Here is a 13,963-nt window from a genome sequence, read left to right as displayed (position 1 = left end):
CGGTTGTGTGCCGGAGGTCATCATGAAGGCGATGAGTTTGTGTCTGACGATTGGCGTCATGTGGTTTGCTCCACATCTTGCGAATGCTGCGCAACCCGACGACGATCCGAACAAGGTCGAGCGCTGGCTCGACTTCAAACAAGGTACGTTCAAGGACCGCGCCATCGATCCTCATGGCGATGCCGTCATCAAACTCGATGCCCCCGCGCGCGCCGCAGATGCAGCAGTCGTGCCGATTGCGATCACCGCGCAGTTTCCGCAGACGAGCGCACATTACATCAAGAAGATCTATCTCTACATCGATGAGAACCCCGAACCGTATGCGGGCTCGTTCGAATTCACGCCTGAGTCGGGGCTGGCCAGCATCGAAACGCGCGTGCGGGTGGAGGACTACACGTTCATGCGCGCCGTGGCCGAGACGAATGACGGCAAGCTCTATAGCGCGATTCGCTTCGTGAAGGCATCGGGCGGCTGTTCCGCGCCTGCCGACAAGGACGAAAGCGCCGCCGAGCAGAGCGCGGGACAAGTGCGATTGCAGGCGGAAGGGCAGGCCGTGACTGGCAAGCCAGAGCTCGCTCAATTAATGGTTCGGCATCCGAACCGAACCGGCATGGCGATGAATCAGGTCACACGCAACTATGCGACGGCGTACTTCATTCGCAAGGTGACCATCACGTATGCGGACAAGCCGGTCATGATCGCCAACGTGAACTTCTCGATCAGCGAGAATCCGAACTTCCGCTTTTACTTCGTGCCGAACGGCAGCGCGGAGCTTAAAGCGCATATAGAGGACACGAAGAACAAGCAGTTCGATGGTGTGGTCGCGGTGAACGCGGCGCAGACTGCGGCGATGAAATGAGGACGCTGTTTTTCGTGCTTCTGTGGTTCATTGGCGGCGTGGCGCATGCCGCAGTCGTCGGTATGCCCGAGCCCCGTCTGATCGCGCCGGGCGTGTACGCGTTCATCGGTAATGGCGACGCCGTCGCGCCCGCGAATCACGGCATGGTGTCGAACAATGGGTTCATCGTCGGAGAAAGCGGGGTGACGGTGGTCGATACGGGATCGTCGTATCGCTATGGCCGCGCGATGATCGAGGCCATTCGCAAGGTCACGCCGCTTCCGGTTACGCTCGTCATCATTACGCATCAGGCACCCGAGTTCGTGTTCGGCGCAGCGGCCTTTCGCGATGAAGGCGTGCCGATTCTGGCCCACGCGCGCGCCGCGCAACTCATCCGCGAACGTTGTCCGATCTGTCTCGCCAATCTGCGCAAGACGCTCGGCGAAGAGGAAATGGCCGGCTCTCGCGTGACCGTTCCCGATCGCACGGTCGATGGCACGACCGAGATCGACAATGGCGGGCGCAAGCTGCAACTGCTGCATTTCGGCCCGGCCAGCACGCCGGGCGATCTCGCCGTGCTCGATACGCAAACGGGCGTGTTGTTCGCAGGCGGCCTTGTATCGAACGGACGCATTCCAGAACTGCGCAACGAGCAGATTTCCGGCTGGCTTGCCGCGCTGGAGCATCTTCACGCGCTCGAACTCAGGAGCGTTGTACCGGGTTTCGGTCCGCCGACGAACGTCGATGGCATCCTGCAAACGGGTGTGTATCTGCGTGAGCTGGATGCATCCGTCAGGCAGGCTTATCGCAATGGCGTGGGACTGACCGAGGCCATGCATGGCGTTCAGCTTCCGGCGTTTCGCGATTACAAACTCTATGCCATCGCGCAACCGCAAAACGTGCAGCGCCTTTACTTGCAGTTGGAAAAGCAGTGACCCGATGAACGTTGTTATCTTCAATACAGGGAGACTTCAAGATGGCCAAGCTCGTTGCGCTCTACAATCATCCTTCGGACCCCGAAGCCTTCGATAAATACTACGCCGCCACGCATGCGCCGCTTGCCAAAACCTTGCCCGGTTTGCGCAACTATGAGATCAGCACGGGAACGGTGAATGTGGCGTCGGGCGAATCGCCTTATCGTCTGGTTGCTTTACTTGAGTTCGATTCGCTCGATGCAATCAAGAACGCACTCGGCTCTCCCGAAGGGCAAAAGACCGCTGGCGATTTAGCCAACTTTGCGCAGGCCGGCGTTGAATTGCTGATGTTCGATACGAAGCCCGCTTAAGGCTTCATTCACGCGTGCCCGCATCCGATGCTTCCGTGGAATCCACTTCGCGATCGGGCACGCTCAGATCTTCTCGACGGTGGTTGATGATAAGAAACACACTCATCAGCACGATAAACCCGGCCACCAGCATGCTCGCGTTGATGAACACGCGCTCATAGCCAAGCTCCGACACGTCGATGAACCAATAAGGATAAAAATCCGATGCCTCACCGCGCCATAACGTAACGAACAAATAACACAGCGGATAAACCAGCCACAGCGCGCAATGCCGCAAAGAAAGATGAAAGCGCGGCACGAACAGCACCCAGTACATCACCGCGAGCACCGGCACCACGGTGTGCAGCGATTCATTGACCAGCGCGCGATAGCCCGATGGTGTCCATAACCACCGCAACAGCGCGTTATACGCAATGCCCACGAACGCGATATACACCACGACCGCCGTCACCACGGTCGGCTGTCGAAAGAAACGCGTGATCCCAACTTGCGCCCGCGTGGCCACACAGGTGAAGCAAAGCGCGGTGAGTAGCACGGTGAGATTCGTCAGGTAACTGCTCAGACGCCCGAAGCCTTCGGCAACCGTCATGCCGCGCGAAAGCGTGCGGGCGAGCGTGATGTCGGTCTGCGCCGCAAGCGCCAGCCAGGCGATCATAGCGATGGCGGCCGCCGTCGCAAGTGACGCCGTGCTGGGCGTGTGCAGCGGCAGCTCCGGCGCGGCCGTTTGTTTCGATCGATTGAGCATGCGGCCATTTTATCGACGCTATGCGCATGCCGCAGATTGCACCGGAAAGCGAAAAAAAAGCCCCACTCGAAAGTGGGGCAAACCACGTCCTCCAGACGTCGCCCGGAGCCATAACGGACCGCGACTGACACCGGACATGACCAAAGTATTCGACCGAAATAAGTCGCTCTATCGGAATGTTCCGAGAGTAGCCATGAAAACGGTTGACCATGCGGCGGGCAGACGACGATCGCCAATTCGTTAATCAATGCCCGCGATCATGAACTGGGGTTTGCCTGATTCCTCAGTCAAAAATCAGCGGCCTATACTCAGCGCGCACGGGGGCGGGTCCGCACGGGGAGAGACCAGCGGCATGTCGAGCTTCGAAATAAATAGATAGGAAAACATATGACATTGGGAGCTTTGCTTGCGGCTTCTTCTTGTGCCGCGTTATTGATGCTGTGTTGCGCGATCGTTCACTGCATCGATTTTTGGGCCATGTGTGGCGACGATACGTGCGAGATAACCTCGAAATCTTCCACGCTGTTCAGATCGGGATGGTTTTTCTATACGAACGCAGCGCTTTGTCTGGGGTGTGTGTTTATCTTGTTCTGGCTCGGTTGAGAGGATAAGATCGCGTCCGCGCCGATGGACCGGCGTGATCTTATGAAGGAAGACGTATCGATGGAAGTAAACGAATTCTCCGTGCATGCGAACGGCGGCACGGAACTCATGATGCGGCGGCTGCATGGCTCGCTCGATCCGGCCTTGCTGTCGCGGTTTCAGATCGTGCCTTCACGCGTGCGTGAGCTCGACCCCGAACGCAAGCGCGTGCTCTGGCTGCATGATCTACTGAGCGACGAAACGCTGAAACTCAGTGATCCGGAATATCGTCGAAATTTCGCGAAGATCGTCATGGTGTCCGACTGGCAGATGAACCTTTTCGCCACGCATCGCGATGTGCCGTATTCGGAGTGCCGCGTGATCCGCAATGGCATCGAGCCGATCGAGATGCGTGAGAAGCCGGATGCGAACGACACGCTCAACATCATCTATCACACGGCGCCGGATCGTGGACTGGACCTGTTGCTGGCGGGTTACGAGCAGCTATTGCAACGTCATGAGCGTGTGCATCTGCATGTGTTTTCTTCGCTGGCGCTCTATGGCTGGATGAAGCGCGATGCTACCTTCGAACCGCTCTATGAGCATTGCCGAAGGCATCCGCATATCACGTATCACGGTGCGCAGCCTAACGCGGTGGTGCGCGATGCGTTGAAGCAGACGCATATATTCGCTTATCCATCGTCGTGTTCCGAGACTTCGTGCCTCGCGGCGATCGAAGCCATGTCGGCTTCGAATGTGGTGGTTGCTCCGAATATCGGCGGATTGGTGGATACGTGCAATCGCTGGGCGTTCAGCTATCAATGGTCCGAGCAGAACCATCAGCACGTGCGGACGTTCGTCGAGCGCCTTTCAGAAGCGATCACGTTTGTTCGCAGCGAGCCGCTGGCTTATAGCGCGCATGTGGCGGAGCAGAAGAACTATACGGATCGATTTTATAACTGGGCGCTGCTTTCGGGGGAATGGGAGCGGATGCTTCGTGAGTTGTTGAATGATGCGTGAAGTTTATTCGCTGAGACTCTAGGATTGGGCAGTGTCGGGGGTGGTTTGTTCTTCGTGCAAGGGGCTTCTGTCGTTTGTGTTGTTTATTCAGTAGCCGCCTCCCCGGCGGGGGGGTAACTTTCTTTGCTGCTGCAAAGAAAGTCACCAAAGAAAGCAGCTTTTACCCCCAGGCACGCTGGCTGGAAAGTGTGGCCTGAATTAACGATACAGTGGCCGCAATAGGACGTTCCACGCTTAACGAGCCGCTTGGGCAACCTCGCGGTTGCGCGCTCGAATCCTTTGATCTTAGTGGACCGCAATCATTCTTTCGGCCACGCGCTACACGCGCCGAGAACTTCAGAACGGAATCCCGCAGCGTATCAGCGCCCAGCCACATCACACGTCCCCGCAAGATTGCTATTCGGTCCTACCTTGATTAGTGCTCCGACTAAAAGCTGACTTGCGTTGGTGTGTGCGCTTTGCCCAGAAGTGCTTACCAAGGTAAGGCCAAATAACGACATAACGGTGACGTTTGAGGTGGCTGGGCGCTAATACGCTGCGGGATTCCGTTCTTACGTTCTCGGCGCGCGCAGCGCATGGCCGAAAGAATGAATGCGGTCCACTAAGACTCAGGGATTCGAGCGCGTAATCGCTAGGTTGCCCACGCGCTTAACCAACCGTAGGACGTCCTACCGCGGCCACTGTATCGTTAATTCAGACCACACTTTCCAGCCAGCGAGCGGAGGGGTAAAAGCTGCTTTCTTTGGTGACTTTCTTTGCAGCAGCAAAGAAAGTTACCCCCCCGCCGGGGAGGCGGCTACTGCAATAAAAGCCCAAACAACAGCAGCCCCTTGCACGCAAGAAAAAACACCGTCTGTCATGTCAAACGCTGCCATCCACACGTAAAAAAAAACGATCAACGATCCGCAAGTTTCCCCGAAATCGACCGCACCGAAACCGCCCCAATCACCATGAACACCGCGACCGCATAAAGCCCAATACTATTGTTACGCGTCGTGACATTAAGCCAGCCGACCATATACGGCGACACAAACCCCGCGAGATTACCCACGCAATTGATACCCGCGATCCCCGCCGCAGCCGACGTACCCGCGAGAAACGCCGCAGGAATGCCCCAAAACAGCGACAGCGCCGACAGAATGCCCGCCGCCGCCACACACAGCGCGATGACAGCCAGCACCGGCTGATGCCCCACATAACCGCTCGCAGCAAACCCGATCGCACCGATCACCAGCGCCACCGAAAAATGCACGCGACGCGATCGAAAACGATCGGCGCTCATGCCCGTGAGAATGATGGCGGGAATCGCGACGATATACGGAATGGCCGACACCCAGCCAATCAGTTCGACATTGGCGATGCCACTATCCTTGATGATCGAAGGCAGCCAGAAGCTGATCCCGTACAGCCCGATGATCTGGCAAAAATACACACCCGCCAGCTTCCAGATATTGCGGTCGGACAGAAACGCGCCCGCGTTGTGATGCGTGGTCTTGTCCACATCCTCGCGTTCCACTGCGTGCGTGACGAGGCGCTTTTCATCGTCGGTGAGCCATTTGGCCTGCATGGGCTTATCGACCATCATCCAGAGCACGGCGAAGCCCACCAGCAACGCGGGAATGGCTTCGATGAGGAAGAGCCACTGCCATGCGGCCATGACGCTCGAGTGCCTGAACGAACCGAGAATCCAACCCGACAGCGGACCGCCGACGATCCCCGCGAGCGGAATCGCAATGTAATAGACGCCATAGGCGAAGCCGCGCTTCTTTGCGGGGAACCAGTACGTCAGATAGAGCATGATGCCCGGCGAAAAGCCCGCTTCCGCCACGCCGAGAAAAAAGCGCACGACGTAGAACTGGAAGGGCGTCTTCACGAACAGCGTGAGGGCCGAGACAATCGCCCACGTCACCATGATGCGCGCGATCCACCGTCGCGCGCCCACGCGGTGCAGAATCAAATTACTTGGTACTTCGAAGATAAAATAGCCGATGAAGAAAATGCCCGCGCCGAGCCCGTATATCGCATCGGAAAAGCCGAGGTCGCTCAGCATCTGCAACTTCGCGAAGCCCACGTTCACGCGGTCGAGATAGTTGCATAGATAGCAAAGCACGATGAACGGCATGATGCGCCACGTGATCTTGCGGTAGACGTCCGAAGTGCCGGACTGCGCGACGCCGAGTGTTTCGCTGATTTGGCTCATGTCTCCTCCGTCGCCCTTTGGCGGGCGTTGAGAGTACCGGGGTACGAAAGCGCCCGAACCATGGTCATGGCCCGGGCGCGATAACGTTCAGGATGACTGTGTTGTTTCAACTCGCGAGCTTTTGCACCTCCAGCTTCATCTCCTGGCGGAACAGGTCTTCCATCTCGCGTCGCACGCGCACGGCTTCCTTGCCCGCATCGAAGGCGACATCGCTCCAGCGCACGGGCTGACCGGCGGCGACGGGACGTTGCAGCACCATGTTGTGCGCGAGGCCGATGGGCAACGCGCCGAGCATCAGCGAATCGGAAGCGGGCATGAGCTTGCCGTAGACGGTGTGACCGCCTTCGCCATCGAGCTTTTCGCCGGCCTTGAGATCACGCTTTGCGGTGGCAGCGACATCGCCATGAAAGCCGGTCGTGGCGCCGGTCGCTTCACCGCGAACGGCAATGCTCGCGATCGATTGACCGAGTTCGAGGCCGATAAGGTGATACGGTTTGAACATGGCGGCGTAACGTCCGCTGCTATCCGTCTTGAGGCCGTATTGCGCGAAGCAATCGCGTACATAAGGCGTCGGCGCTTCGAAGACGACATACACGCCCCAGCGCAAATCGCGAAACACGGGACGTCCATCACGTTCCAATGACGACACCACTTCCACACTTCCACGATGCGGCAGGATGCCCCCCTCGGATGCAGGCTTGAGCAACTGCGGTAGATCATCGACACCGCAAGCGGGAAACGCGAGTCCGTCGCTAGGCGGGCGCAAGTCGCATCCGTTCGACACAGCCGCCATTTCAAGCGCCGATTTCGTGCCGTCGAGAAACGAGTTAAACATCTGCGCGTTGAAGTCGCCTGTTGCAAGTTGTTCTTCCGTGAAGCCGTAATAGCTCCATACGGTGTCCGGCGTCGATTGATGATAGACCGGCAGATACTTCGTGCCCTTGCCCGCGCAAATCACTTCCATGCCGATGGTGCGCGCCCAGTCCACGAGTTCGGCGATGAGCGCGGGCTGATCGCCGGACGCCATCGAATAGAGAATGCCCGCTTCCTTCGCGCGGCGCGCGAGCAACGGACCGGCCAGCACATCCGCCTCCACGTTGACCATGACGATATGCTTGCGATGCGTGCAGCACAGCAGCGCGTGATGAATGCCCGCAGCCGGGCTGCCCGTTGCATCGATGACGATATCGACGTGATCGCTCGCGATCATCGCATCGGCATCGTCGGTGATATAGGTCGAGCCGTTGGCGATGGCTTCGTTCCACGATTGCGCGGCATACCGCGCTTCTTCCCAGCCCACGCGTTTGAGCGATGCCCGCGCGCGATCCGGCGAAAGATCGGCCACGCCGACCAGATGAATGCCCGGCGTGCGCGGCGCTTGCGAGAGATACATCGAACCGAATTTGCCTGCACCGATCAGACCGACTCGAACGGGTCTTCCTTCCTGCGCGCGCGCCTTGAGTTTCGCGATGAGCGACATGCCTTGTGTCTCCGTGTTTTCACCGACTGTTATGAAGAATGCATTGCCGCATTCGCGTGCTCTGCGCTCACAGAGCTGAAGACAAAGATAGCAGCGGACTTATTGCAATAGAATGCGCAAAACGGCAATCGCGCTGTGCAGAAATCCCCATCCATCGGAGGCCTTTCATGCGCGGTTTCGACTGGGACGACATACAGGCTTTTCTCGCTATTTCGCGTGCAGGACGACTCACGGTCGCGGCGCAGCAGATGGGCGTCGATCATTCGACATTGAGCCGGCGCGTCGCCGCACTTGAAACCGCGCTCGGCGTGAAGCTGTTCGATCGCAGTTCGCTAGGGTTTGTCCTGACGCCCGAAGGCGAACGCGTGTTGAGCGATGCCGAAAGCATGGAAAGTCTCGCCACGCGCATGCGGCATCGGCTGGAGGATGCATCGGCGGGCTTGACGGGGAGTGTGCGTATCGGCACGCCGGAAGGGTTTGGCACGTACTTTCTTGCGCCGCGTATCGCGCGTATTTCGGCGGCGCATCCGCAGCTCGAAATCGAATTGATCGCCAATCCGCGCATGTTCAGCTTGTCGAAGCGCGAAGCCGATCTTGCCGTGAGCATGACGCGGCCCGCGCAAGGACGCGTGTATGCGCACAAGCTCACCGATTACGCACTAGGCGTGTATGCATCGCGTGAATATGCGGCCACGCATCGCACGATTGCAACGCGGCGCGATTTGCTCAAGCATCCTTGGGTCGGCTACGTCGAAGATCAGATGTGGTCAGCCGAGCTTAATTATTTGCCGCAAGTGTCGAACGCGCTTGCGCCGACCATTCGCATCTCCAACGTCATTAGTCAGGCCGCGGCGGTGTCGGGCGGCGTGGGACTCGGCGTGTTGCCCTGCTTCATTGCGCGAACGGACGCGAATCTCGTGCGGCTGTTGCCGGATGAAATCGCGCTTTCACGTTCTTACTGGCTCGTGACGCTCGCTGAAACGCGGGATGTAGCGCGCGTGAAGCTCATCGCGGACTTCATTCGCGAGGAGTGCAGCGGGACGTGGTTTCTCGACGAATAAGGCGTTATGCGTTCCAAGTCATATATTCATCTAGACGTCTCGCCGGCGTCACTGTCTCGTCATGTTGTCTTCCTAGAATTTGTTCAACGATAGGAAGGCTCATCGAGGAAGACATGGACGCAATACGCATCGAGCGTCTTTCCAAGACGTTCAGGAACGGCCGCAAGGCGCTCGACTCGGTCGATCTGCGCGTGCAGGAAGGCGAAATGGTCGCGCTGATCGGCGCGTCGGGATCGGGTAAATCGACGCTGCTGCGGCATATCGCAGGCTTCACGCCCGCCGATCCCGCGCCGTCGCACGTGACGCTGCTCGGCAGACCTATTCAGGAGAACGGCAGAATCGTGCGCGAAGTGCGTTCGATTCGCCGCGACGTGGCCTTCGTGTTTCAGCAGTTCAATCTGGTCGGACGGCTTTCCGTGCGGACGAACGTGCTGATCGGCGCGTTGTCACGCGTGCCGTTGTGGCGGCGTCTTTCAGGATGCTTCCCGCGCAGCGAACGCGATTTCGCGCTGCATTCGCTGACTGCAATGGGCATCGGCGAGCATGCCAACGAGCGCGCCAGCAATCTCTCAGGCGGCCAGCAACAACGCGCGGCTTTGGCCCGTGCGCTCGTTCAACGTGCGCGTATCGTGCTCGCGGATGAACCGATCGCATCGCTCGATCCGGAGTCCGCGCGCCGTGTGATGGAACTCATGCAGACGCTCAATCGCGAGCACAAGCTCACTGTTGTCGTATCGCTTCATCAGATCGACATCGCGATGAAATACTGCGCGCGCACGGTAGCGCTCCGCGATGGCCGCGTGGTGTATGACGGTTTATCGACAGGACTCACGCCCGCCGTGCTGCGCGATCTCTATGGCACCGCAGCGGACGAACTGCTCGCGCAAGACGACACCGCTTCGTCGCCCGCGCGCGAACCGCAATCGCGCTTTGAAACCACCGCATTCGCTTCCGCCAGCCTCTAACTCTTTACTTCGAACCGCACCATGAAAACTGCCCGCATTATCGTGGCCGGCGTCGCGCTCGCGTCGTGCCTGCTGAATCATTCCGCCTTCGCAGAAACCATCAGCTTCGGCATTATCTCGACGGATTCGTCGTCTGCGCTCAAGCAGCGCTGGCAACCGCTCATCGACGATCTGAACAAGCAAACCGGACTCGACGTGAAGGCCTATTTCGCGACCGATTATGCGGGCATTATCGAAGCGATGCGCTTCAACAAGGTGCAGCTAGGCTTCTTCGGAAATGCTTCGGCCATCGAAGCAGTGGACCGCAGCAACGGAGAAGTCTTCGCGAAGATCAAGTACAAGAGCGGCGAGGCGGGCTATTACTCGTTGCTCATCACGAACGCGGACAGCAAGTGGAAATCGCTCGATCAGGTGTTGAAGAACACGCATGACGTCAACCTCGGTTTCGGCGATCCGAATTCGACGTCGGGCACGCTGGTGCCTTCATATTATCTTTTCGCCAAGAACAATATCAATGTGAAGACGGCCTTCAAAAGCGTGCTGCCGTCCAGTCACGAATCGAACATGCTCGCGGTCATCAACGACAAGATCGATGTGGCGACCAACAACTCGGACATGCTCGACATCATCCGCACGCAGAAGCCGCAGTTGTATCCGAAGGTGCGCGTGCTGTGGAAGTCGCCGTTGATTCCGTCGGACCCGCTCGTGTGGCGTCGCGATTTGCCGCAGGCGACCAAGGACAAGCTGCGCAATTTCTTCGATCACTATGCGGAGAAGGATCCGCACGAACAGGCCGTCATCACGGCGATTTCCGGTTACTCGGGTTTCGCTGATTCTTCGGATGCCCAATTGATTCCGATTCGTCAGATGGCGCTGTTCCAGAAGAAGCAGCAAGTTCAGAACGACGAACATCTCGACGATGCCGACAAGAAAGCGCAACTCGCCGCACTCGATCAGAAGATCGCGGCTCTCGACAGCATTGCAGCGAAATGACGATGAAAGCCATCGACATCGCCACGATCGATAGCCCTGCGAACAAACGTAGCTGGCTCTCGACGCTCGGCTGGATCGCGCTGATCGCGGTGCTCGGATTGTCGTGGCGCAGCGCCGACATGCGCCCGCTCGATCTGATCGGCGCATCGGGAAACATGGGTACGTTCGCGCGGGATTTCTTTCCGCCCGATTTCAGCGACTGGCGCACCTATGCGCATGAAATGGTCGTAACGCTCGCGGTCGCGGTGTGGGGCACGGCGCTCGCGCTCGTGTGCGCGATACCGTGCGGGCTGCTATCGGCGAACAACATCGCGCCTGTGTGGATTGCGCAGCCCGTGCGGCGTTTGATGGACGCATGCCGCGCCATCAACGAGATGGTCTTCGCGATGTTGTTCATCGTCGCGGTCGGATTGGGGCCATTCGCAGGCGTGCTCGCTTTATGGGTGCATACGACGGGCGTGCTGGCCAAACTCTTTGCAGAAGCGGTGGAAGCCGTCGATTCGCGTCCCGCCGAAGGTGTCCGCGCCACGGGTGCAAGCAGCCTCGATGAAATCGTCTACGGCGTGCTGCCTCAAGTGTTGCCGCTCTGGATTTCGTTCGCACTCTATCGCTTCGAATCGAACGTGCGTTCGGCGATGGTAGTCGGCATGGTCGGAGCGGGTGGCATCGGCGTGGTGCTGTATGAAGCGATCCGCTCGTTCAACTATGCGCAGACCTCGGCGGTGATGACGATCGTCATCGTGATCGTGTCGTTGATCGATCTGGCTTCGGGTTGGGTGCGCGAACGCGTGATTTAGCTTTCGCCCAACACGTCCAGCAGTTTCGCGCCCGCTTCCGCAAGCAAACCCGAATTGTCGATGCGCACCACGCGCGCGCCGTCCGGCAATTCGAACGCGGGGCGGCGCGCAAGACGAGCTTCGATCTGACGTGCATCCTCACGCCCGCGACGCGCCAGCCGCGCGGCGAGCACATGCGGCGTGGCCTCGATATGCACGAAGCACGCATGCGGATAGCGTTCGAGCGCAAACGGCGCGTGCTGTCGCGAGCCGTTCACGACCACTGGCATGCCGCGCGCAAGCCACGCATCCAACTCGATGCCGATGCCATAGCGCAGCCCGAGGCTTTCCCAATGCATCGAAAAGAGTCCGTATGAAAGGCGCGCATCGAACTCGTCATGCGAGAGCGCGATGTGGTTCTCGCCATCCGCCACGGCGCGCGTGATGTAGCGATGCGCGAACATCACTTTCGTGCCGATGCGTTCGCGCACGTAACCCAGCAGCGAGTCCTTGCCCGCGCCCGATGGTCCCATCACGTAGATCAGTCTCGTTCCTTGAAGCCCCGTCATGCCCCATCCTGTGTGTTGTTGAACGGAAGGCGCTGCCAGAGCGAGAACGGCGCGCCTGCTTGAGGTTCGATGAAAAGCGCCGCGCCATGCACGGGCAACGGCCCGAGTGCATCGATACGATGCGTCCAGTCCGATACGATCGATGCGCGCAACGAGGTGTCATCGAGCGAATCGGAAAGCGTCATGTGGAAGCGGTATTCGTCGAATACATAGGGATAGCCCCATTCGCGCAGCAGGCTGATTTGCCGCTCGCTCATGCCGGGCACGATGCGGCGTTCGATAGCATCGGCTGTTGGCGTGGCGCGCAAGGCGGCCAACGCTTCAAGCCCGCTTGCAGCGAGTGCGCGCAGACGTTCGTCATCCTGATCGTGCAATGCACGTAGCGCGGTGAAGCGGCCCATTTCCGTCGCGCGAACGTGCATGTCGAAACGCGCGATCGATGAAGCCCAGGCACGCGATGCATCAAGCACATCCTCAGGCGTTATGTTGGATGCGCAATGAAAAGGAGGAACGATGGTCGCATGCCAGCCGTAACGTCGCGGCGTGCGTGTTGGCGTTTCGACCTCGTATTCACGGCCGCTTTCTACATCGCGACCTAGCCATTCGCAGCCCGCGCGCCACCATGCGGATTCAGCGGGCGGCGCGTAATAGAGCGCCACTCGTTCGAAATTGCCGCTCATAGATCGTGCTCGACCATCAACTGCACGCGGTCCGCCGCGAAATGCGTGACGCCGTATTTGATCGGCACGCCTTGTTCATCGACATCGACGTTCTCGACCCACAGCACCGGCTGCTGACGATTGATCTGCAAACGCCGTGCCACGTCCGACGAAGGCAGCACGCTACCAATGCGGCTCCACTTTCGCGTGTAATCCTTCACGCCGAATTCCGCGAGCGCCGCGCTGACGCCGCCTTTCGCTTCGATAGCAGCGGGCAGATCGACGAAACGCGCGGCGGGAAACCAGTTGCGCGCATAGGTGAGCGGCACGCCGTCGGAATCGTGGCGGGTTTCGATCTGATAGACGAGCGTGCCCGCGCGCACGCCAAGCGCTTTCGCCACGGCCGGGTCCGCTTTCACGCGTTCGGAACCGAGCACGACGCCTGCCGTCGAATGCTTCTGGCGACGCAGGTTTTCTGTAAAGCGCGTGCGGCGGCCAATCTGATAATCGATTGCGCCGGGCTGCACGAACGTGCCACGGCCTTGTTCGACGCTGACGAGCCCGGTCTCCGCGAGCCGCAACATCGCGCGGCGAATGGTATGGCGATTCACATCGAAGCGCTTGGCAAGTTCCGCCTCGCTCGGCAGACGCCCTTCGTCGCCGAAGCTGCGCGCGGCGATTTCCTGCGAGAGAATCTGCTCGATCTGCCGCCACACGGCGACCCCCGCGCCGCGTTCGACCGCGTGCCCCGGCGCGCTCTCGTTGACTCCGTTCGATGTCATGCTGGTGT

Annotated in this window: 14 protein-coding genes; 8 read left to right on the top strand and 6 right to left on the bottom strand. The window is 59.2% G+C overall.

All coding sequences use genetic code 11. The features are described 5' to 3' along the window. The first annotated feature begins 22 nt into the window (after window positions 1-22). Genes ACZCWR_RS22015 through ACZCWR_RS22005 form a run of 3 tightly spaced genes read left to right on the top strand, consistent with a single transcriptional unit; the run spans window position 23 to window position 2,123 of the window. Window positions 23-859, top strand: coding sequence for a quinoprotein dehydrogenase-associated SoxYZ-like carrier (locus tag ACZCWR_RS22015; RefSeq protein ID WP_487303739.1), 837 nt, complete (start codon window positions 23-25; stop codon window positions 857-859). After that, complete coding sequence (locus ACZCWR_RS22010) at window positions 856-1,773, top strand: MBL fold metallo-hydrolase (RefSeq protein ID WP_487303738.1); 918 nt, start codon at window positions 856-858, stop codon at window positions 1,771-1,773. Before ACZCWR_RS22015 ends, ACZCWR_RS22010 begins: the two co-directional genes overlap by 4 nt. Window positions 1,774-1,814: 41 nt before the next feature. Then, on the top strand, window positions 1,815-2,123 hold the full coding sequence (locus ACZCWR_RS22005; protein WP_487303737.1) for an EthD family reductase: 309 nt from the start codon (window positions 1,815-1,817) through the stop codon (window positions 2,121-2,123). A gap of 4 nt (window positions 2,124-2,127) precedes the next feature. Here ACZCWR_RS22005 and ACZCWR_RS22000 read toward each other — a convergent pair whose 3' ends face one another. Then, window positions 2,128-2,868: a Pr6Pr family membrane protein gene (locus tag ACZCWR_RS22000; RefSeq protein ID WP_487303736.1), complete on the bottom strand. Its 741-nt coding sequence runs from the start codon at window positions 2,866-2,868 to the stop codon at window positions 2,128-2,130. A 663-nt stretch (window positions 2,869-3,531) separates the two neighbouring features. Here ACZCWR_RS22000 and ACZCWR_RS21995 point away from each other — a divergent pair. Then, window positions 3,532-4,470 (top strand): glycosyltransferase family 4 protein, encoded by a 939-nt coding sequence (locus ACZCWR_RS21995; protein ID WP_487303735.1) that lies wholly within the window; start codon window positions 3,532-3,534, stop codon window positions 4,468-4,470. Between the two features lie 895 nt (window positions 4,471-5,365). On the opposite strand, the gene ACZCWR_RS21990 is transcribed toward ACZCWR_RS21995, so the two are convergent. After that, complete coding sequence (locus ACZCWR_RS21990) at window positions 5,366-6,670, bottom strand: MFS transporter (RefSeq protein WP_487303734.1); 1,305 nt, start codon at window positions 6,668-6,670, stop codon at window positions 5,366-5,368. Window positions 6,671-6,776: 106 nt separating this feature from the next. Then, entirely contained in the window at window positions 6,777-8,150 is a 1,374-nt protein-coding gene (locus tag ACZCWR_RS21985) for an NAD(P)H-dependent oxidoreductase (RefSeq protein ID WP_487303733.1), read from the bottom strand. Window positions 8,151-8,317: 167 nt separating this feature from the next. Between ACZCWR_RS21985 and ACZCWR_RS21980 the strand changes: the two genes are divergently transcribed. The 4 genes from ACZCWR_RS21980 to phnE all read left to right on the top strand — a co-directional run bounded on the left by ACZCWR_RS21980 (window position 8,318) and on the right by phnE (window position 11,966). Next, a complete protein-coding gene (locus tag ACZCWR_RS21980) occupies window positions 8,318-9,211 on the top strand; it encodes a LysR family transcriptional regulator (RefSeq protein WP_487303732.1) in 894 nt (297 codons plus the stop codon). Between the two features lie 113 nt (window positions 9,212-9,324). Beyond that, on the top strand, window positions 9,325-10,176 hold the full coding sequence (gene phnC, locus ACZCWR_RS21975; RefSeq protein WP_487303731.1) for a phosphonate ABC transporter ATP-binding protein: 852 nt from the start codon (window positions 9,325-9,327) through the stop codon (window positions 10,174-10,176). Between the two features lie 21 nt (window positions 10,177-10,197). Continuing rightward, on the top strand, window positions 10,198-11,169 hold the full coding sequence (gene phnD, locus ACZCWR_RS21970; protein ID WP_487303730.1) for a phosphonate ABC transporter substrate-binding protein: 972 nt from the start codon (window positions 10,198-10,200) through the stop codon (window positions 11,167-11,169). A gap of 2 nt (window positions 11,170-11,171) precedes the next feature. After that, window positions 11,172-11,966 carry a phosphonate ABC transporter, permease protein PhnE gene (gene phnE, locus ACZCWR_RS21965; protein WP_487303729.1) on the top strand — a complete coding sequence of 265 codons (795 nt, stop codon included), beginning with the start codon at window positions 11,172-11,174 and terminating at the stop codon, window positions 11,964-11,966. Here the strand turns inward: phnE and phnN are convergent. The 3 genes from phnN to phnF are packed head-to-tail and all read right to left on the bottom strand — an operon-like array spanning window position 11,963 to window position 13,955. Next, window positions 11,963-12,514, bottom strand: coding sequence for a phosphonate metabolism protein/1,5-bisphosphokinase (PRPP-forming) PhnN (gene phnN / locus ACZCWR_RS21960; RefSeq protein WP_487303728.1), 552 nt, complete (start codon window positions 12,512-12,514; stop codon window positions 11,963-11,965). The two genes, phnE and phnN, sit on opposite strands and share 4 nt — an antisense overlap. Then, window positions 12,511-13,194: a DUF1045 domain-containing protein gene (locus ACZCWR_RS21955; protein WP_487303727.1), complete on the bottom strand. Its 684-nt coding sequence runs from the start codon at window positions 13,192-13,194 to the stop codon at window positions 12,511-12,513. Before ACZCWR_RS21955 ends, phnN begins: the two co-directional genes overlap by 4 nt. Beyond that, complete coding sequence (gene phnF, locus ACZCWR_RS21950) at window positions 13,191-13,955, bottom strand: phosphonate metabolism transcriptional regulator PhnF (protein WP_487303726.1); 765 nt, start codon at window positions 13,953-13,955, stop codon at window positions 13,191-13,193. The genes ACZCWR_RS21955 and phnF overlap by 4 nt, the downstream gene beginning before the upstream one ends. Window positions 13,956-13,963: the final 8 nt, after the last annotated feature.

It is taken from the genome of Caballeronia sp. A2-2, assembly GCF_057612605.2.
Note: the sequence above shows the minus strand (reverse complement) of the source record. Positions and strands in the feature narration are given on the sequence as shown.

What these genes read in the sequence shown, in the direction of transcription:
- ACZCWR_RS22000 (WP_487303736.1), bottom strand. Translation starts at nt 2,868, where the DNA reads ATGCTCAATCGATCGAAACAAACGGCCGCGCCGGAGCTGCCGCTGCAC.
- phnC (WP_487303731.1), top strand. Translation starts at nt 9,325, where the DNA reads ATGGACGCAATACGCATCGAGCGTCTTTCCAAGACGTTCAGGAACGGC.
- ACZCWR_RS21985 (WP_487303733.1), bottom strand. Translation starts at nt 8,150, where the DNA reads ATGTCGCTCATCGCGAAACTCAAGGCGCGCGCGCAGGAAGGAAGACCC.
- ACZCWR_RS21990 (WP_487303734.1), bottom strand. Translation starts at nt 6,670, where the DNA reads ATGAGCCAAATCAGCGAAACACTCGGCGTCGCGCAGTCCGGCACTTCG.
- ACZCWR_RS21995 (WP_487303735.1), top strand. Translation starts at nt 3,532, where the DNA reads ATGGAAGTAAACGAATTCTCCGTGCATGCGAACGGCGGCACGGAACTC.
- phnN (WP_487303728.1), bottom strand. Translation starts at nt 12,514, where the DNA reads ATGACGGGGCTTCAAGGAACGAGACTGATCTACGTGATGGGACCATCG.
- phnF (WP_487303726.1), bottom strand. Translation starts at nt 13,955, where the DNA reads ATGACATCGAACGGAGTCAACGAGAGCGCGCCGGGGCACGCGGTCGAA.
- ACZCWR_RS22015 (WP_487303739.1), top strand. Translation starts at nt 23, where the DNA reads ATGAAGGCGATGAGTTTGTGTCTGACGATTGGCGTCATGTGGTTTGCT.
- ACZCWR_RS21955 (WP_487303727.1), bottom strand. Translation starts at nt 13,194, where the DNA reads ATGAGCGGCAATTTCGAACGAGTGGCGCTCTATTACGCGCCGCCCGCT.
- ACZCWR_RS22005 (WP_487303737.1), top strand. Translation starts at nt 1,815, where the DNA reads ATGGCCAAGCTCGTTGCGCTCTACAATCATCCTTCGGACCCCGAAGCC.
- phnD (WP_487303730.1), top strand. Translation starts at nt 10,198, where the DNA reads ATGAAAACTGCCCGCATTATCGTGGCCGGCGTCGCGCTCGCGTCGTGC.
- phnE (WP_487303729.1), top strand. Translation starts at nt 11,172, where the DNA reads ATGAAAGCCATCGACATCGCCACGATCGATAGCCCTGCGAACAAACGT.
- ACZCWR_RS22010 (WP_487303738.1), top strand. Translation starts at nt 856, where the DNA reads ATGAGGACGCTGTTTTTCGTGCTTCTGTGGTTCATTGGCGGCGTGGCG.
- ACZCWR_RS21980 (WP_487303732.1), top strand. Translation starts at nt 8,318, where the DNA reads ATGCGCGGTTTCGACTGGGACGACATACAGGCTTTTCTCGCTATTTCG.